This is a genomic window from Alkalicoccobacillus murimartini (assembly GCF_030813245.1).
Taxonomy (GTDB): domain Bacteria; phylum Bacillota; class Bacilli; order Bacillales; family Bacillaceae_D; genus Alkalicoccobacillus; species Alkalicoccobacillus murimartini.
Window position 1 is genome coordinate 21258 of the sequence record NZ_JAUSUA010000006.1, and the last position, 18149, is coordinate 39406.

Sequence of the window (18149 nt, forward strand, 5' to 3'; positions counted from 1 at the left end):
AATATTCTAAATGTTATTATGGGGGTCACTATGTCTAAGGAAAAATTAGCTCAAGATATCATTAGATTAGTTGGTGGTAGTGAAAATATTAGCTTTCTAAGGCACTGTATAACAAGATTACGTTTCGATCTGAAAGAAAGTAACTTGGCAAAGCCTAAAGAAATCGAAAAATTATCAGGGGTTGCTGGTACTAGGTTTGACGGAGAACAATTTCAAGTTATTATTGGTACTGATGTTGATACAGTTTATAAAGAAATTATTAAGATTACTGGTGAGGAAATCACTTCTAATACAAACTCATCTAATAAGGAAAAAAAGAAGAATACTTTCACAAAAATAATGAATATTTTTTCAGACGTTTTTGTTCCAATTATGCCAGCAATTATTGCGGCGGGAATGCTAAAAGGCTTACTCTCAGTGTTAGAAGTAGGAGGGTGGGTATCACTTGAAAGTAGTACTTATCAAATATTTGTTGCTATTAGTAGTGGTGCGTTTTATTTTCTTCCAATATTGATTGCAATAAGTGCATCAAATCGATTTGGTCTGAATCAATACCTTGGTGCAGCAATTGCTGGTTCAGTTTTATACCCAAATTTTACGACTTATATGTTGGAAGCACAAGAACAAGGTATTAATGTGAGTTTCTTGAGTTTACCAGTTGTTCCAGCTTCATATGCATCTCAAGTAATCCCTATGTTTATAATGATATTTATAGCTTCGTATATAGAAAAATGGATTAAAAAAGTTGCACCAAAAGCTATAGCTGTTATTTTAGTTCCAACAATTGTACTTTTAATTACAGTTCCGCTATTTCTGATTGCAATTGGTCCTTTTGGTACAATGCTAAGTGGTGGTATTACAGTTGCTATTGATTTTCTATTCACTTATGGTGGCGTTTTCGCGGGGATCATTTTTGGTATGATAGCTCCATTCTTAGTTATTACCGGTGCACAGCATACACTTGTACCTATTATTTTAGATTCTATCGCTACTGAAGGTGGCGACTATATGTTACCTATGTTTGCTACAAACAATATAGCTCAAGGAGCTGCTGCTTTAGCCGTATTCTTGCTCGTGAAAAAACATCAAAAAGACTTAAGATCAACTTCATTTAGTTCTGGTATCACTGGTTTATTCGGTGTAGCTGAACCGGCCATGTACGGAATAAATTTAGTATATAGAAAACCGTTTATTGCAGCAATGATAGGTAATGGAATAGCCGGTGGATTTATGATGTTCTTTGATGTAAAAGCTTATACCTATGTTAAGAGTGGTTTACAAGGTATCCCTATGCTAATTGGTGAAACGTTTCTTTATGGAATTATTGGTTTTGGTATTGCTTTATTCGGAACAATCCTCATAACTTATTTTATGGGAATTACAGTTGATGAAGAATCTACTAAAGATAAGAGTGAAAATGTCAGTTCCACTAATATCTCAACTGATAATAAAAAGATAGACACAACAATATTTAGTCCAATTGTTGGTAAGACTACGTCATTAAGTAATGTGGATGACCCAACGTTCTCTCAAGAAATGTTAGGTAAAGGAATAGCCATTGAACCACATGAAGGAAAAGTAACATCACCAGTTGATGGAACAATTACAGTTATTATGCCTAGTAAACATGCAGTGGGAATTACTAGTGATAATGGAGTAGAGGTTTTAATTCATGTTGGTTTAGACACTGTGAAATTAGATGGAAAACACTTTGAATCCTTTGTTGAAAAAGGGGATAAAGTAAAAAAGGGTGACAAACTCTTAGAATTTAATATTGAAGGTATTCATAAAGAAGGGTATCCAACAATTACACCTGTCATTATTACAAACACTAGTGATTACGCCTCTGTAGAGGTAAATGAAAATGAGATAACAGATAGTTCAACACCTGTTATTGTTGTTAAAAAATAAAATTGAAGACTTTCTGGTCTTGTTATTTCCAGAAAGTCTATCTATTACTCTGAGGTTAAACTCGTGGAGGTTCGACTCCTCTCAACCGCATACCAGTAGTACCAAGGTGATTATAGCTTTGGTACTTTTTTAATTCTCTTAGAAGTATAGTTACTTATAACTCTCCCAGATTTCGAGTACCTAATAAACTGGATTATTGTCGGTTTTTGGTGTATGAAAAATCTTGAAAAAGAAACTTATAAATATATAATTAAGTAAATAGTTCAAGATAGTGGTTACAATTCAGTTGGTAATTAACTAATGAGAAAAAGGCAAATCAGTCGAAAGATTGAGACGCAAAGCTACAGGTCTAAGGTTTATACTAAGATGGCTGAGCTACCTAAAATAGTATATATTTTAGGAGGGATGAATTTGGCTCCACATAAAGGTGAATTAGAAGAATTAGACCTTGAATGGATTAACCTAATGAAGGAAGCTTTAGAGTCGGGAGTTTCTATAATAGAAATTAGGCAGTTTCTAAAAAATCCTGAAACGCTTGATCAATTGAGCGCCTATATATCAGAAAAATCAGTAATATAATCTAAGTTTTACTAACAATGAGTTAGACTCCTCTCTACCGTATCATTTGAGCACCGAGGCTCTTTAGAGCTTAGGTGCTTTTTGTTATGTTCATAAACCTATAAAAAAATATCATGAAATTTATTTGGATGTTATAACGGGAGGGAATAACCAAATATTGTATAATATAATTTGCTAAATAATATAGTAATGGAGGATGAAATATTGAATACTATTGACTTAATAATTATGAATTTTAATGAAGTCAGAAGGCGGAGCATCAAATTGTGGAATGAAATCCCGTTAAATTATATTGATTGGAAACCTGATGAAGAGGCAATGACTTGTTCAGAAATGATTTTACATGTATTAGAAAGCGAACACATATATCATCAGATTCTTCTAGCCAAGGGTACTGCTAATTTTTCTGGAGAATTTAGAAATCCATTTGCTGATAAACAGTTTAATTCCGTTAAAGAAGAATTAGAATTTGCAAAACCTTATCGTGAGGATTTTATAAATTACATAAGGGATCTTAATCAGGAGGATTTGGATGAAGTAAAAATAGACAGAAGTGATGCAGGTTATATTCGGACTTTAGGGGATATGTTGTTACGAATTGCTTATCATGAATCTGTACATACAGGACAATTATTAGATTATATGCGTACGATGAATATCGATAGACCAAAAATTTGGGATTGAATAAAAAGCGAATGAACTTATAATTATTATACATAATGTTCGTTTATTGGTGTTTCTAAAAATGTACAAAGGGTCTCCAAGTGGTAAAGAATAAGGGTATTTTAGGTTCACCAAATCTTCACCACGATAGTTGAAAATGTACGGTTTTATATGAAATGGGCGCAAATGAATGTAAGTGGTGTGCATGTTTGAAGGAGATAACACGTTTCCACGGCATTGAGGGCTTAGTGAGGTTAAACTCGTGGAGGTTCGACTCCTCTCAACCGCATAAAAATTATAGTACCAATGCTTATGTAGCGTTGGTACTTTTTGTCTAGATGTATTTAGTTAGAATAATTGATCAAGTTTTTTGTGTAATAGTTTAATTTGATCTTCCATAGACTGTAATCGTTTTTCTTGTGCTGAATCTTTCATATTTTGAGTTGCGCTATCTTGGAGTGTCTCTTCAATAGCTGTTTTAGCTGCGAACGTAGATATTGCATCACCTAATGTAGTTATTAATCCTCCAATTAGCGCAAGTCTTAGGCTCATAGCTAAGTTATCATCGTCGATTTCTGGAGATGATTGTTGAGGTTGACTGCTTTTTTTCATGAAAAATCCCCCAAGGTAAATAAATGATACTTATAATATATTCTCCTTAATGATAATGAGTTACTGGAGAAGTGCTGAAATCGAGTTCTGTTTATAACATGAAGGATTTACAGTTAATTATTCAATATCTTTAGGGTTTTAAAGTTTATTATGATAAGAGTTAATAAACAATGAATTTGAAGCTGATAACATGGCAAAGAAGAAGTCACGTAATTTCAACTTTCTTCCTTTTTCTCATTGTCTTCGTATACATCCACATACACATTTCCTTTAGAATCTATTTGGGCAAGAAAAACATCTTTGAAATCTTTAGCCCCTTGCTTCTGTACCTCATTTAGTAACCACTCTTCTGCATAACCGCGTTCTTTTAAGCCCTTTTTAAGTAATTGACCATCCATAATCAAGATCGTCGGACCATGTTCCTGTTGAATAGGAATACCTGACGTATGAGGTGTAATGGGCTGTTGATCAGACTTCAACAGAATACTAAGCTGTCCGTTTGTCTCTAAAATAGCCATCTCCACATCTGAAACTTTAAAAGTACCCTTCTCCCTTAGTAACAGCATGAGTTCATCTGCGGATAGCATGTTTTTTTTCATGTTTTTTTCAAGAACTTTACCGTTCTGAATCAAAATTGTTGGGCTACCATCAATCATTTTTGTAAACCACATAGACTTTAAACTCAAGAAGGCTAAAATGATAGGGAAAATCCCCCAAATAAGTAACGCCATTAAACCGTTGGTTATTTTGACATTCTGGTCGACAGACATAGTTGCAGCTATTGATCCGATTGTAATACCTACACAATAATCAAAAAAGGTAAGCTGTGAGATTTGCTTTTTTCCCATTATTCTTGCCATTATCATTAACAAAAGAAACGATATAATCGAGCGGATTAAAATTAAAACAAATTCAGGCATCTTTTTTCTCCATTTCATGCTTTTTAGTATGTAATCTTTCTTTATTATTGGGTAATAATAATTGTCGTATTCATACGTATTCATACTTTTAGGAGGTCTTTTTATGATAAAGACAATTGTGTTCTATATAATGCTATTGATCGTGCTTACTGGGTGTAGTGATGCAGTCGGTAGCAGTCACTTCTTTAAGCAAGTGAATCAGCTTGAAGAGGCATTAAACCAATCAGATTGGGATCAAATTGAAATACATGCGAATGAATTCAAAGAGCTTTATCAAACTAACAAATGGAAATTACAGTTAATTGGCGATGAAGGGGAGTATGAGGGATTAAATGAAAGCATTCAAAAAATCATTGCAGGAGTAAAGGAAGAGGATATCATAAACGTGAGAATTGAATTGGCAAGCGCAAGATCCCTTATTGCAGATATATACTCATTATAGGAAGAGCTTTGTTAGGCTACCGATCTTATTTTGAGATAAAAAAATCCTTGATGTAAAACATCAAGGAGTGTGGAAGAAGGGCAAACCGGACTATTTATTATATTTTTGCAATGGATGTTAGGTGCTTGATCATACGATAAAAAACATAAATTTTCAGGTTTCAAGACTCCATTGCATCTGCTTTCGTTTGTTGTACAGTTCCATAAGGATGGTGTGGAGGTGCATAAATGGAATAAATTTTTAAAGGGATTGGACCAGTATTAATAACATTATGCCACGTGCCAGCGGGAACCATGATTGCACTATCCTCAAATACATTTGCTTGGAACGTTAAATTATTCGGATTGTTTGGATTATCTCCCATTTGAAGTAACCCTTGACCTTGTTCTATACGTAAGAATTGATCCGTGTCAGGGTGGATTTCTAAGCCAATATCGTCACCTATATTTATATTCATCAAAGTTACTTGTAGATGTTCGCCCGTCCAAATGGCGGTGCGATACGTGTTGTTATTTTTCGATGCTTGTGCGATGTTTAAAGTAAAAGGTTCCTTACCAAAATCAGTTTTTGGTTGTTGGTATGGCACTGTTCTGTTCATATAGTGAGTTTGATAATTTGGGTAGTATCTAAAATCGCGTTGAAAAGGTAGGCGGGGGTAGAAACTGTTCTGATAATAGTACATGGCGTCTCTCCTTAGTTTTATTTTTCAGTATATGCAATTGCCTAATAAGAGTTCTTTGATAGTCAGGGATAGTCAGTAAATATAGTAAAACAGACGTTCTCATTAAATAGAAGGATAACATTCGTCTTTTTTTACGTTAATTCTTTCCAAAATCTTTCCATAGCCATTTGATTTAAACTGAAATAGGTGTAAGGATGAAGGGTTTTATATAGCTGGATGAGGTTAATATAGTCATTTATACCGTTTCGCAAAGTTGAGGGCTTAGTGAGGTTAAACTCGTGGAGGTTCGACTCCTCTCAACCGCATTAAGTTAAACTAATTAAGAAAGTACCAAGGCTATTAAATCAGCTTTGGTACTTTTTTCTAGTCTGAAAAAATATATTTACCCACTCTTTATTAATTAGAAAATTTGATAGTAAAATAAGTTTTTCACACTGAAAATTTAAATGGTGTTAGACAATCTATTTACAGACTTATACATGGAGTACAATATATAAGAATTGAGAAATGAAACACAATGAGTATCTATGAACTTACGTGTAATTCCTACATTAAATGAAGATGGTCTGAAAAAGTCCATTGAGTATTGTCTCATTCTTATTTATATTTTAGTCTTTTTGATTATTATTTCTGCAATTATCAAGTTAATTGTAAATGCTAACCATACAGCGAGGGTATACGCATGTCCGTAATCAAATCCCAACGCATTATGACAAATAGCTACGACAATATATATTGTCAAGTTAGCGTAAGTTAACATAAAGCTTCGTATCATCCAATTTCTATGTTGCCTGATTTGCTTCTTTATAATATAGAGATACCCATTTATTGTAGTCATCAGCCAAAGTGTGTTTAGGATAAGAAAGCCAATAGTGCTTATGAAGCCACCGTTGGCAAAGAAAGATACATAATATCCAGGTATCATGTTTAAGAGTATAGAAAGAATATATATTCTGCCGTTCCAACGGTGAATGGTTGGCCTTTTGTTTCTTATTCGTTTTGATAATCCTAATGGGCCCGTCATTAACGCTACGACGGCTAAAATAATATGAATCTGTATCATAATCTTCCAAAGGTTCACGTTAGACAATGTAGCATCTTTATTTCCTAAAAAGGTTGTGAATTCTGGGTCAACTAGAAAGTTTTTTGACACTGTATGAAGAATCCACATAAAAGATATAACAGATAAGGTAATAATGATTGTTTTTCTCTTCATATTTGAAAATCCCATCTATAACAAATCATTAAACTCGTTTTGCGATAACCTTAGAAGAAATGAGTCCGGCTTTCGCTACTCCTTTTAATTGATTCTCTACTTTATGTACCTCGAATTTTAGTTTTAACGACATTGGTTTTTTGACTTTTTGTGTCCAAGTTATACTTTTTTCACTTACTTGAACTTCTTCGAGAAGTGATACATTCGCTTTATCTGAACGGTCAGTGGCTGTACCAGTTAATACTCCGTCTTTATTTATAAATGTATAGATAAGCTGCATTTTACCGACAGGTGTTGATATGGACACTTCCCAATCACCTAAAAGATCGTGTTGATCTAGATTTTCGGTTTTCTCTTCTTGATGAAAGACACTTTCTTCCTTTGCGATGTCTGATAAAATTGGTTCGACTCCTTCATTTTTCCATACAGTACCTCTTTTTTCGTATTGAAAGAACTGTTCAACTTCGTGTGCAATGCGTGGGCCAAGTTCTCGTTCAACTACATAAATCGCTAAATCCAATCCGGAAGTTACCCCAGCTCCTGATATGATATCTCCATCATCTACTACTCTTGCATTTATTGGAATGGCTCCAGTAGCAGATAATAAGTCCATCCCCATATAATGGGTAACGACATGACGACCTTCCAGTACTCCAGACATAGCCATAATTAATGAACCGCCACAAACAGATGTCACTAACATTTCGGGATCATTAATGGCTTCGATTATTTGTTTTCTCAGTCCTGTTTCAGAAGCTCTCTTTAATTTCATCGGAACAGAATCTGGATCATTTTCATTTACACTCCCAGAAGCACCAGGGATTAAAATGATACCTTTTTTTGAAAAATCTAGTTTATGGCTCACAGTGAGAGGATAATCGTTAATTCCACTTAAAACGTGTTCTTTATCATCAGCTCCGACAAACTCAACCGTGATATCCTCGGAAGTATACATTGAAGCTGCACTAAAAACCTCGTAGGGAGCAATGGCATCTAATAAATCTACACCTTCAAACAAGACAATTTGAATATTCATTATGGCACCTCGTTAGTAGATAGTTTTAGACCGAACCGTCCGGTCCGATTTGATTATAACAATACTACTACTGGAAATACAATGTTTTTATACATTTTATTTTTTTGTGAAACCATTTAATAGGACCTTCAAATACTTTATGTTTGAATAAATATGTTCATTGTTTAACGTTAACCTGCTAGTCATTATGGACCCTTCCATTGAAGATAGAATGTATGATGCTAGTGAATCAGGGTCTGTTTCCTGTGAAAATTCTCCACTATCTTTTCCATCGCTAATAATTCCTGATACGAATTGAATCATTTCTTGAAAGGCTATCGACATGATTTGTTTTAATTCAGGAAAAGTGGAGTCACTTTCAACTGCAGTATTAAGCAATGGACAACCTCCTTCAATTGGGGGGTTGTGGACGGCATCTAAGTAAATTTCTGATAGTGCAATTATCTTTTTCGTTGCAGTGCTTTTTCCTTTAATCGCTTCTTTCATATGCGACCAAATAATCATCCCTGCTTTTTCATAAGCAGCTAGAGCAATATCGTTTTTATTTTTAAATCTCCGATATATAGCTCCCTTAGGTAATGAAGTAATATCCATAATATCTTGAATGGATGTTTGATGAATTCCTTTTGTATTAAATAATAATAGCGACTGATCGAGAATTAAATTATACGTATCATCTTTTTTATTCACAGTGTTTGCCTCCAATTTAATAGTTTCCATTCTGTAGATCTGAATTTATCCATGCTTAATTCTAATCATTCAGTCTGATTGTTACAAGTATACAATAGTTAATCATTAATATTGATACATAAAGTTAAGTGTAGCCGGAGCGAGTACGAAGAGCGGAAGGGTTTTCTTTGAAAATACATAATGCGCTATATCTAATGACCTCATTTCCTTGAAAAATACCTTACTAGTGATATCATTATGAGTAATAACGTGTTTTGAGTGGTCTGCATACAAGACTCTCTAAGAAATCTTCGGTTTGCGTTTAACATAGAAAAGGGTGAAAATATTGTTCCAAAATAACAAGGAATTTCCCGAACCATATGGAGACTATGTAGTCGGTTTAACTGAGATGGATTTTATTGATAAAAATAGAAAAAAATTATTTGGATCATCAGAAAATAATGATAGAAAGATCCCTATTATTATATTTTATCCGGCTGATCACAACTTTGAAAAAACTAAAGCACTTTATACGTTTAAAGAAGAGGCCGAAAGCATTAATAAAGCTACTCGTGGTTTAGTTTCTTCAAAAAGTCAATATATAAAAATGAACTGCTATCGTGATATACCTATTTCAACAAAACAAAACAAGTATCCTATTATCTTTTTTAATCATGGTTATAATTGTCATATGATGCAAAACTCAGTTCTTTGCTCTGACTTAGCTAGTAAAGGGTACATTGTTGTTTCTGTAGGACACCCATATGAGACCAGCATTTTAAAATATACTGATGGTCAAATTGTCAAAGCCAACAAATCAATAATTGAAGAATTCAAACGTACAATGGATTCCAATGTAAATAAGAAATTTAAGGAAATGAAAAAGAATAACTACATTGACGAAGAACTACTTCCTATTGCAGCTGATTTTTTTGATTATTTTAAAGATACGAAAGTATGGGACCATGTAAAAATTTGGTCGGATGATAATCGTTTCATAGCGGATATGATGGAGCAATTAGATGATGGATCTATTCCTTCTCAGTTTGAAGGCAAGTTAAATATACGTAATGGTATTGGGATCACTGGGCATTCGTACGGGGGATGTGCTGCAAGCCAAGTCTGCCTGGATGACTCAAGATTTGTTTGCGGTATAAATATTGATGCTCCAACCTATGGTGAGTTTTGGGATAAAAATTTAAACAAACCTTATATGGTCATAGGAAGTAAGATGATAGAGTATCTGGCCCGTACTACCTTTCTTAAGAACTCAGCGGACTCATATCTTATTACTGTTGATCATACGACACATATGGATTTCACTGATTTTATTTATTACGCTAGACAATTAAAATTTCTAAAAGTATTGGGGAAAAGGAAAAAGGCACTGTTGCGAGATATCCTTTCTCATTATCATATTATGTTCTTTGATAAGTATCTAAGAAATAATCACAATTCAGAAATTACAGAAAAATTATCTGAAGGTATCGGTATTCGTTGGAAAGAAGCTGTTACAGCTTCTAATAATCATTGATTTAATAATAATTTCGGTCATAATTTCTGTTGATAAAATCTTACAATCTATAAAGACTAGTACATAGCTGAGAAAGAAAAGGTGAATTAACATAAGGAATATAAGGTAGTGAAACTTAGTATTTTGTTAAATATTAAAATAAAGATAAAAGCTTAGAAGTTAAAAATCGAACTTTATAATAAAAAAAAGGTTTTATATTCGGTTTTTGTTAATGTAGTATACTTGCAAATGGATTGTAATTGGCGAGAATCAGTGTTTCTTTAGCTTCACCAATTTTTCACCACGTTATTTGAAAATGAACGATTTTATATGAAATGGGCGTAAATACGTGTAAGTGGTGTGCGTGTTTGGAGGAGATAACACGTTTCCACGTCATTGAGGGCTTAGTGAGGTTAAACTCGTGGAGGTTCGACTCCTCTCAACCGCATACCTATTAGTACCAAGGCTTTTAGAGCTTTGGTGCTTTTTTATTTATAATTATAAAATCAAAACCTAATATTAAGATATTGACTTTTTCATCCATATCATACATTCTAACATTAAAACATATGTTTGAATATTATTTACAAGGAGGTTTAAAATGATAGATACATATGAAGTAATTATAATTGGTGGAGGTCAAGCAGGCTTAGCAATGGCTTACGCATTAAATCAACAAAGTACTAACTACATTATACTTGATGAAAATGAAAAACCAGGTACTTCGTGGGAGAAGAGATATGATTCATTAACCTTATTTACACCAAGGAATTATAGCTCTTTGTACGAATATAATATAGAGGGAGAACTGAAAGGGTTCCCTAGTAAAGACGAGATTGCTTCATATTTGCAAAAGTTCGTGATGGAAAATGGCTTATCTATTAAACACAATGAAAAGGTGATAAATGTTACAAAGAACAAGAATAATACATTCAGTTTAGAGACTAATTCAAATACTTATATTACTAATCAAGTAGTCGTAGCTACAGGAGCATTTCATGATCCTTTTATTCCTAACATCCATGACCAGACAATTCCTTATATGATTCATTCATCAGAATATAAAAATTCTAACCAAGTCCCAGAGGGAAAGGTATTAGTTGTAGGCGCTGGAAATACAGGAGTACAAATTGCAGCAGAGTTAAGCCATTCCCATGATGTCATTCTGTCTAGTAGTAAAAAGATTAAAAACATTCCTAATCATATAGTAGGTAAGAGTTTATTTTGGTGGCTTGACGTACTTGGCATATCCAAAGCGAAACCCAATTCATTAATTGGAAAGTACCTACAGAGAAGAGACCCTATCATCAGTAATGATTATAAACGTGTAAAGAAAGAAGTGAAGAGGGTAAGTAGAGTATTAAAAATTGAACGAGGGAAAAGCTATTTTCAAAAAGATCATCCAATAGAGATAAACTCTATAATATGGGCAACGGGTTTTAGAAACCGATATGATTGGATTCATATCGATGGAGTCGTTGATTCAGAAGGAAAGCCTGTTCATTCATACGGTGAGTCAGTGGTTAATGGACTCTACTTTATAGGTCTAAGCTGGCAAAGTCGAAGAAGTTCTGCTTTGATTTATGGTGTAGATAAGGATGCTAATTATGTTGCAAAACTCATTTTAAAAAGTCAGAGTAGTTAATAAAATTATGAGAGGTGCTCCATGAAAAAAATATTGTATATCTTTTGTATTGGATTAGTACTAACATTTGTAGGATGTTCTAATGATAACGATCCAACGTCCGTTTCTAACAGTGAAGAAAAATCTGACAGCAGAAGAAATTCTTAAAGGGAATTCAGAAGCTGATATTTTGATGTACCACGGAATTATATATAAAACGAACCTTGATTGGGTAGACGAATTAACATTAACGAAAGGCGAACAAGTGGGAGAAATAAAAGAACAAGCTACGGAAGGAAATTATGATTATTCAAATGAAATGGCAAATAAGTTATCAGTAGGTTCTATAATCTTTGAAGCAAAAGAAAGAGATGATGTTTTAATTGTAGAAGATAATGGAGAAACACATTATTATTATGCATTGGTAGAAGGGTAATAAAACGAAAACACAAATACAATTTAATTAAATCATTAATATAAAGTATTTGGGGTGTTATGTAGAATGAGAATCTCAATAAAAGTGTTGCTGAATTTAGCGCTTGTCAGTTTATTATTAGTTGGTTGTAATGATAACTCTGGAGCGAATGACATTGGTTTAACTGGTGATATTGAGAGTATTGAAATTCAGCAATTGATTGGAAATAAAGAGACTTTTAAAGTTGATGATCAGGAGTTAGTCAAAGAATTTCAAAAAGTCTTTGATGATACAGAAAAAATGAATGGTAATACTGAGATAGCAGAGCCTATCTATAGCTTGAATATAACTTATGCAACTGAAGAGACTGAGCAAGTATGTTTATGGGTGACTGAACCGAACAAAAGGAGTACTCTAATGAAGGACGATGATACGTATACTTTATACACTGTATCTGAAGAGATGACAAATATATTAATTGATCTTGTGGTATCAAAGTTTTAGGTTTAAGGAAGTTAATTTACTTAAGAATGAAAGTGTTATAGATCCAATTTTTAAAAACGAATGTTAACTGATTTGGATTCACTATCGTTCGTTATTTTTAACTTTAATTCTTTCCAAATTCTTTCCATAGCCATACGATTTAAACTGAAATAGGTGTAAGAATAAAGGGTTTTATATAGGTATTTGAGGTTAGTGTAGCCATTTCTAACGTTTCGCAAAATTGAGGGCTTAGTGAGGTTAAACTCGTGGAGGTTCGACTCCTCTCAACCGCATTTAAAATAAAAATATTTAGCACCTAGAAAATAGGGTGCTTTTTTGTTTATTTACTTATAAATTAGAAAAGTATAAAAAGAGAACTCATTGGAGTAAATTATTTATTTCTATACGAGAATGGTTATTTTTAATCCATATTATTCTTCATTCTTTTTTTCTTTTCCTAATCTTGAAACAGCATAAATACTCCATCCAACAGCAAAATAAAAAATAGTTACGGTCATTACTCCAAATAAACTGTGGTGTTCCATAAGAAATTTCATCAAAAGTTATCACCTCAATAATTTTTTCTATTATTTAATTCTGTATTTATTATTCTCAATTAATTAAGGGCTCATCCTCAGAACTTCGCATAAATACATAATTTAGAGAATACGAATTTTAGTTCTGAGTTTATAACTTCTGCTTTTCAAATGATGTTTAGTAATGAAAATTGAGGGTAAAGTTAAGCAAATAGAGATGGATTTTATTACTATTGGTATTTAGGAAAATTAAGATGTATTTAATAGTTCTTTCATGTATAATAAACTCTACTTAAGAGAAAACAATTTGATAATCGTTATTTTGGAGGAGCCTGTCACCAAGGGATAAATATGCCCATTTGGTAATGGGCTTTTTTTATTTGTAATTTAATCATTTAGAAAGGGCATTATTATTAACTTTGAATTTACATAAACTAAATACTTCTATTTATCAATCGGAGGATATCATGAAAAAGATGATTTACTGGGGAGTCGCCTTGATCGTTCTATTAGGAATTAATTTCTTTCATCATGTCATAAATGAAAATAAAAATAGTACAACAACAGGCAAGATATTTGATCTAATAGAAATTAATTATGGGATAGAATCCATTCGATTAGAAGACACTACCACAAACAGTGTGGTAGTTATTACTGGAGAAGATTCGATTGATCAATTTAAAAAGCAGATATCCGGAATTGTTTTAACCTCATCTATAGGTAATGGTGATATAAAAGAGGACTACTCCTTAGATATTGCTGTAAAGAGAAATCAACAAAAGAGTAACCAAACAATCAGTGGATTTATTAATTCAAAGGAGCTTTTAATAGGAGATGATTATTATACTGGGGATGGTATTGAAGAAGTCCAAGATACTATTCAACAATACATTTCTAATTATTAGCAAAGTGATTATAGAAATCCCTTAACGTTTTGAGGACAAAGGTATTTAATTTTATTGTGTTTTTTATGTGGAGAGGATGATTCTTATTATTAAAGTACAAATGTATGAAGCTAAACAAGATTCTGTTATGCCTTTAACGTCATTAAAGAATCATCTAAAGTATATAGAAATGATCGGAAAGAGAAACAAATATAAAACGTATCTTTTCAACGACCATTCAAATGAGATTAATCCAAGGGAATTTATAAAAAAATTAAATCATCAACCAAAAGGCAATGTGCCTGGCTTTAGATTAATTATTACTTATGATGAACAATACTCTAGACGACATATGTTTAATCATATACTTAAAGCAATTAACACATTAGAGGTTCATAATGATGAAAAATACGATTGGTTAGGAATATTTCATATTGAAGAAAATTCTATACCACATGTGCATATTATTATCAGAGCCCTAGATAGTATTACTGATGAAAGAATTGAATTTTATCCAAACTATATCCCTAAAATTAAACTCTTACTTGAAGAGGAGATTCAAAAAAATAAGAAATTATATCAGTTGGGGTGATTGTAAGTTTGGTTTGTATTAGAGAAAATAATAACGTAGACTAAGAGTGGATTTAATCTGCAAATAGCTCTAGCCCGTCAATGGATTCGCGTGATTCTGAGAAAGCAACGGTAGCTTTAACTTTATTATTTTCATAAACATAATAATGATAGTCACCTTTAATACCATTCATATCAAAGTATACTTCTACAAAATACGGGTAAACTTCGGCATCTCTATTATATTTAGATTTCATATGAACATTTAGCATACGTGATGCTCCATCCTTATCAAAATGTTCTTGTACACTTTGCTTCATTTGATAATGGATGTATGGATTTCCATTTAAAAATAAATATGTGGATAAGCAAAAAAATGTGATCGTGGTTACAACTATCATCAAGCTTAATCTTTTATTTTTCAATACTGTACCTCCTAATTTAATGTTAGGAGTACATTTTCTCATATTAAGAAGTTGCTCTCAACAGGTCTCTCATTATCGAGAGTTATCAAGAGGTTAGCTAAGTAGTTACTCGTTTTTACAGAATCAATACCTTAGAATTTAAGCGAACATTAGTTACTTCAAATGACATTTTGTTCGTTTTTATTGTGCATGAATCTTTCCAAATTCTTTCCATAGCCATACGATTTAAACTGAACTAGGTGTATGAATGAGGGGTTTTATATAGCCAAATGAGGTCTATGTAGTCATTTCTACCGTTTCGCAAAATTGAGGGCTTAGTGAGGTTAAACTCGTGGAGGTTCGACTCCTCTCAACCGCATATCATTAGTACCAAGGCTCTCAGGGCTTTGGTACTTTTTTAATGATCTAGGTTATATAGTATCGAAAATAAGTGCTAATACACAGTCTGGTTTCAATTATAAAATTTTTATAAATAAATCCTAGAAACTATAGACTAAAACATAACTATATATTAATATATTTTATGTGTTGAAATATTTGACATAAAATTGAATATTGTGGAGGATAATAATGAAAAAGTATCTAGGAGCTTTGTTGGTGGCACTTGTAGCAGCTATACCTATGGGGTATGCTAATGCTGAGGAGAATGACTCAGTAATTATAGTTAATAAGTATGATAATGAGATTGAAGTAAATTTTGAAGAAGATATTGATATTGATCAAATTACTGATTCAATGTTGCAGACTATCGTTGATCAAAGTGCGGATTTAAACGATGAAAGCGATAGTGTTACGATTCATAGTATTGATGATGGCGATGAAGTCAATGAAGTCGATGAAGAATATTTAAATGAAAACGATGAAATTGATACCGATAATACTTTTAATTTAATGGCAGCTGCTACTTGGAATGTTTCAAAAAAAGTTACTGGCTCTTACGTTAATGGACGTGCTCAACAAATTATAAGCGTGGCAAGAGGAGCAACAACGACGTTGTCTTCTAGTTATACTATTACCAATAAAAGAACTGTTTCTTTAACTGGTGGAGGTTCATTGCCTTCAGGGCTTAGTGGAAGTATTACTTCAGGTATGGAAAGTACAAAAAGTAAAACAATTACTGTTAATAGAAAATTTACTGGACCAGATAAAAAATCAAGTTATAATACTACTATATACTATATAACTCCTTTCCGTGACACTGGCACATGGTCAGCTTATAAAAGTAACAAGAAAAGCAAGAAATACACTGGTAGTTGGTCACAACCTGCTAAAAATGGAGCATTTGTAGAGTGGTCTCAAAATTATAAATAAGATACGGGGTAAAATAAATGAACTGGGGTAGCATTCTTAAATTTGGTTTATTAGGTTTTTTTGTTGGAGTAGGTATCAGCTTATTTATACCAACTGTATTTATTGATAATGTTCAAAGTGATCCATATATCAGTGTTTTAGATCACTATCCTGTTGGAAAAGTCATTCTGAATATTGTTAGATATGGGGTTATTGGCTCATTCACGTTTATTTGCTTCACTCTTGCCTATCAATTAAGAAAAAAATGAAAAAACTAATTTGAACGTTATTTAAGTTATACTCTGTCATTCTCTTAATCATCTAGGTTAATTCAAGATAAGAAAGAACACATATTAATTGTGTTCTTTTTTATTATATTAGAATACAATACAAATCCTACCTTATGATGCTAATACATGTTAGTTTACGAGTGAAACCTAGGGATGAAATAACGAATATTGATACTTGAATCACATTCATTTTTCGGTTTTTATGTTTGGGGGTACCTCTAATAAAGGAGCTCTAAATAGAAAAATGAGGGTTATTTATATTCACCAAATCTTCACCACGATATTTGAAAATGTACGGTTTTATATGAAATGGGCGCAAATGAGTGCAAGCAGTGTGCGTGTTTGAAGGAGATAACACGTTTCCACGGCATTGAGGGCTTAGTGAGGTTAAACTCGTGGAGGTTCGACTCCTCTCAACCGCATCAATTAGTATCAAGGCTATTAGAGCTTTGGTGCTTTTTTATATCTGAGAAATAGCTCAGTTAGTTTACTTACAATGTAAAAAATAGTATGATCTTTCTTAGGTAATATTTAGTTAATTTGTTGATTAAGGAGTGGAAAATAATAAACGCAGTTTTAAGACTATTTAATAGAAAAGTAATCCTTAACACATTTCTGGGGTTATTTAGTATCGTGTTTGGGATTTTTTTGTATGTAAGTTTTTTCTATGATACTCTACCTATGTTTTTTTCTAATATGGAAAATATAGAAAAGAATATTCTGGCATTAGTAATTGTTATTACAACGATCTTTATCTTTATTAGAATGGTTTTAAATGTAGAGATTACACTCGAACGGTATATTATTTTTATTTTCTATTTAGTTGTATTGGTTCTGGGCTTATTAAGGCCAGATAATATTTATTCTGGAGAAAGTGCAATTGCCTTGAATCCTTTTGGTTTTCTAAATGATATTAAAGGCGATAAGCTTTCTTTAATAATTATGCTGATAAATTTAATTATATTTGTACCTATGTTCTTCCTTCTAGCTAAACTAAATTATTTTAGAGGTTCTTTCTTATTTATCTTTATTTTTTTCGAAGTTTTCGTCTTTATAATTGAATACCTTCAATACAAGATGGATGTTGGTGTCTTTGACTTATCAGATATATTTTTATATAACGTGAGTTTTTTCATAGGTTACATTTTTTGGTTGGTGTATAATAAAATCAGAAAAAAATTTATATAGTCTTATACTCTATTAGATAATTTTAGAATCAAAAAGATTCGTTTGTGTTTTATCGATGCATTTTATGTTGAACGTAGTCATTTTATATTTATATTCAATTTCGCATAATATAAAGAAAAACTTTATAAATTCAAGTTAAACAATAAAGTCGAATGTTTTCGTAGTATTATAAATGAATATTCGTTTTTTAAATTTTGATAG

21 protein-coding genes and 1 riboswitch are annotated in these 18149 nt (G+C 32.3%); of the genes, 13 read left to right on the forward strand and 8 right to left on the reverse strand.

The features are described 5' to 3' along the window. Positions 1-30: 30 nt before the first annotated feature. The 3 genes from J2S05_RS16585 (at position 31) to J2S05_RS16595 (ending at position 3174) form a co-directional block, all read left to right on the forward strand. Positions 31-1911: a beta-glucoside-specific PTS transporter subunit IIABC gene (locus J2S05_RS16585; RefSeq protein ID WP_306984749.1), complete on the forward strand. Its 1881-nt coding sequence runs from the start codon at positions 31-33 to the stop codon at positions 1909-1911. Positions 1912-2211: 300 nt separating this feature from the next. Beyond that, a riboswitch (cyclic di-GMP riboswitch) is annotated at positions 2212-2294 on the forward strand. Continuing rightward, a complete protein-coding gene (locus tag J2S05_RS16590; protein WP_306984751.1) occupies positions 2278-2490 on the forward strand; it encodes an anti-repressor SinI family protein in 213 nt (70 codons plus the stop codon). Its footprint overlaps the riboswitch before it by 17 nt. Positions 2491-2694: 204 nt before the next feature. Further along, positions 2695-3174 carry a DinB family protein gene (locus J2S05_RS16595; RefSeq protein WP_306984753.1) on the forward strand — a complete coding sequence of 160 codons (480 nt, stop codon included), beginning with the start codon at positions 2695-2697 and terminating at the stop codon, positions 3172-3174. Positions 3175-3501: 327 nt separating this feature from the next. Here the strand turns inward: J2S05_RS16595 and J2S05_RS16600 are convergent, their stop codons facing one another. Together J2S05_RS16600 and J2S05_RS16605 are read right to left on the reverse strand one after the other, a co-directional pair. Beyond that, a complete protein-coding gene (locus J2S05_RS16600) occupies positions 3502-3765 on the reverse strand; it encodes a hypothetical protein (RefSeq protein ID WP_306984755.1) in 264 nt (87 codons plus the stop codon). Between the two features lie 215 nt (positions 3766-3980). Beyond that, positions 3981-4685: a DUF421 domain-containing protein gene (locus J2S05_RS16605; protein ID WP_306984758.1), complete on the reverse strand. Its 705-nt coding sequence runs from the start codon at positions 4683-4685 to the stop codon at positions 3981-3983. 103 nt (positions 4686-4788) lie between these two features. Between J2S05_RS16605 and J2S05_RS16610 the strand changes: the two genes are divergently transcribed. Beyond that, positions 4789-5127 (forward strand): DUF4363 family protein, encoded by a 339-nt coding sequence (locus J2S05_RS16610; RefSeq protein WP_306984760.1) that lies wholly within the window; start codon positions 4789-4791, stop codon positions 5125-5127. Between the two features lie 160 nt (positions 5128-5287). On the opposite strand, the gene J2S05_RS16615 is transcribed toward J2S05_RS16610, so the two are convergent. The 4 genes from J2S05_RS16615 to J2S05_RS16630 all read right to left on the reverse strand — a co-directional run bounded on the left by J2S05_RS16615 (position 5288) and on the right by J2S05_RS16630 (position 8751). Then, positions 5288-5809: a cupin domain-containing protein gene (locus J2S05_RS16615; protein ID WP_306984762.1), complete on the reverse strand. Its 522-nt coding sequence runs from the start codon at positions 5807-5809 to the stop codon at positions 5288-5290. A 601-nt stretch (positions 5810-6410) separates the two neighbouring features. Then, entirely contained in the window at positions 6411-7025 is a 615-nt protein-coding gene (locus tag J2S05_RS16620) for a DUF2306 domain-containing protein (protein ID WP_306984763.1), read from the reverse strand. Between the two features lie 28 nt (positions 7026-7053). Further along, entirely contained in the window at positions 7054-8061 is a 1008-nt protein-coding gene (locus J2S05_RS16625) for a DJ-1/PfpI family protein (RefSeq protein WP_306984766.1), read from the reverse strand. 96 nt (positions 8062-8157) lie between these two features. Beyond that, positions 8158-8751, reverse strand: a complete 594-nt coding sequence (locus J2S05_RS16630; protein WP_306984769.1) for a TetR/AcrR family transcriptional regulator — start codon at positions 8749-8751, stop codon at positions 8158-8160. Positions 8752-9076: 325 nt separating this feature from the next. On the opposite strand from J2S05_RS16630, the gene J2S05_RS16635 reads away from it, so the two are divergent. The 4 genes from J2S05_RS16635 (at position 9077) to J2S05_RS16650 (ending at position 12786) form a co-directional block, all read left to right on the forward strand. Beyond that, the gene (locus J2S05_RS16635) at positions 9077-10264 is read left to right on the forward strand and encodes an alpha/beta hydrolase (RefSeq protein ID WP_306984770.1); all 1188 of its coding nucleotides are present in this window, start codon (positions 9077-9079) and stop codon (positions 10262-10264) included. A gap of 580 nt (positions 10265-10844) precedes the next feature. Beyond that, positions 10845-11888, forward strand: coding sequence for a flavin-containing monooxygenase (locus J2S05_RS16640; RefSeq protein ID WP_306984772.1), 1044 nt, complete (start codon positions 10845-10847; stop codon positions 11886-11888). Between the two features lie 82 nt (positions 11889-11970). Next, the gene (locus J2S05_RS16645) at positions 11971-12303 is read left to right on the forward strand and encodes a hypothetical protein (RefSeq protein WP_306984774.1); all 333 of its coding nucleotides are present in this window, start codon (positions 11971-11973) and stop codon (positions 12301-12303) included. 66 nt (positions 12304-12369) lie between these two features. Further along, on the forward strand, positions 12370-12786 hold the full coding sequence (locus J2S05_RS16650) for a hypothetical protein (RefSeq protein ID WP_306984776.1): 417 nt from the start codon (positions 12370-12372) through the stop codon (positions 12784-12786). A 410-nt stretch (positions 12787-13196) separates the two neighbouring features. Here the strand turns inward: J2S05_RS16650 and J2S05_RS16655 are convergent, their stop codons facing one another. Next, positions 13197-13325 carry a hypothetical protein gene (locus tag J2S05_RS16655; protein ID WP_306984778.1) on the reverse strand — a complete coding sequence of 43 codons (129 nt, stop codon included), beginning with the start codon at positions 13323-13325 and terminating at the stop codon, positions 13197-13199. Positions 13326-13768: 443 nt separating this feature from the next. Between J2S05_RS16655 and J2S05_RS16660 the strand changes: the two genes are divergently transcribed. After that, positions 13769-14206: a hypothetical protein gene (locus J2S05_RS16660; RefSeq protein ID WP_306984780.1), complete on the forward strand. Its 438-nt coding sequence runs from the start codon at positions 13769-13771 to the stop codon at positions 14204-14206. A 76-nt stretch (positions 14207-14282) separates the two neighbouring features. Then, a complete protein-coding gene (locus tag J2S05_RS16665; RefSeq protein ID WP_306984782.1) occupies positions 14283-14777 on the forward strand; it encodes a hypothetical protein in 495 nt (164 codons plus the stop codon). 52 nt (positions 14778-14829) lie between these two features. Here J2S05_RS16665 and J2S05_RS16670 read toward each other — a convergent pair whose 3' ends face one another. Continuing rightward, positions 14830-15180 (reverse strand): hypothetical protein, encoded by a 351-nt coding sequence (locus J2S05_RS16670; RefSeq protein ID WP_306984784.1) that lies wholly within the window; start codon positions 15178-15180, stop codon positions 14830-14832. Between the two features lie 570 nt (positions 15181-15750). Between J2S05_RS16670 and J2S05_RS16675 the strand changes: the two genes are divergently transcribed. The 3 genes from J2S05_RS16675 (at position 15751) to J2S05_RS16685 (ending at position 17948) form a co-directional block, all read left to right on the forward strand. Further along, positions 15751-16491 carry a hypothetical protein gene (locus J2S05_RS16675; RefSeq protein WP_306984786.1) on the forward strand — a complete coding sequence of 247 codons (741 nt, stop codon included), beginning with the start codon at positions 15751-15753 and terminating at the stop codon, positions 16489-16491. Between the two features lie 17 nt (positions 16492-16508). Further along, on the forward strand, positions 16509-16739 hold the full coding sequence (locus J2S05_RS16680; protein ID WP_306984789.1) for a hypothetical protein: 231 nt from the start codon (positions 16509-16511) through the stop codon (positions 16737-16739). Between the two features lie 654 nt (positions 16740-17393). Further along, positions 17394-17948 carry a hypothetical protein gene (locus tag J2S05_RS16685; RefSeq protein WP_306984791.1) on the forward strand — a complete coding sequence of 185 codons (555 nt, stop codon included), beginning with the start codon at positions 17394-17396 and terminating at the stop codon, positions 17946-17948. Positions 17949-18149: the final 201 nt, after the last annotated feature.